Origin of the sequence: Mesorhizobium sp. M7A.F.Ca.CA.003.01.2.1 (assembly GCF_003998945.1) — a bacterium.
GTDB classification, from domain to species: Bacteria; Pseudomonadota; Alphaproteobacteria; order Rhizobiales; family Rhizobiaceae; genus Mesorhizobium; species Mesorhizobium ciceri.
This window is the reverse complement of sequence record NZ_RZRA01001563.1, coordinates 1-615: the sequence shown is the minus strand read 5'-3', so window position 1 is coordinate 615 and position 615 is coordinate 1. Positions and strand designations below refer to the sequence as shown.

General features: G+C 64.7%; 1 pseudogene. It reads left to right on the top strand.

The window, feature by feature from the left end:
- Positions 1–483 (top strand): annotated as a pseudogene (locus EN969_RS34205) (hypothetical protein); the annotation flags it as partial.
- Positions 484–615: the final 132 nt, after the last annotated feature.

Genomic DNA, 615 nt, shown 5'->3' with positions numbered 1-615 from the left:
GCCCTGGCGGCGGGACGGCTTATCCATGAAAAGAAGCTCGACGTCGCCGTTGGCCGCACCGATTTCGTCGGCTGTGACCCAGGAGCGTGGAATTGCCTGGCCAAGGAGGGCGCCTATGCCGGGCTGAGCATCGATGCGGGCGTGGAGTGCGATTCGGCCTGCGCGCTCATGCTTGCCGGCGGCATCAGGCGGCTTGTCGGTCCCCAGGCGCGACTTAGCCTCTACCCGATGGGGCAAAAGCTGATGGTCAAGGCCTACCTGGAGGAGATGGCGATCAGTTCCGCCCTGTTCGCGGCGATCGAGCGGCGCTCGGTCGAGCGCCGGCTGGAACCCGACATGATGCTGAAGGTTGGCCTGACGACGAGCCTGCAATCGGTCGACGCGCTGACCGGCGCCACCATTTGCGAGGCGGTGCCAAGACCCGAGAATTGCCGGATCCGGCCTTCCGCCAATGCCGAGGCTGACGCGCCGGCCAAATTGTAGTGGGCGACGGAGCCCGAAACTGGCCATCGAGGCAGGTTGAGCCGCTTTCGATTTTTCCGCTATCGTCGCTGCTGGCGGCTTCAGGCAGGCGGAGGATCGAGAATGGGCCAGGATATCCCGACACTCTACGAA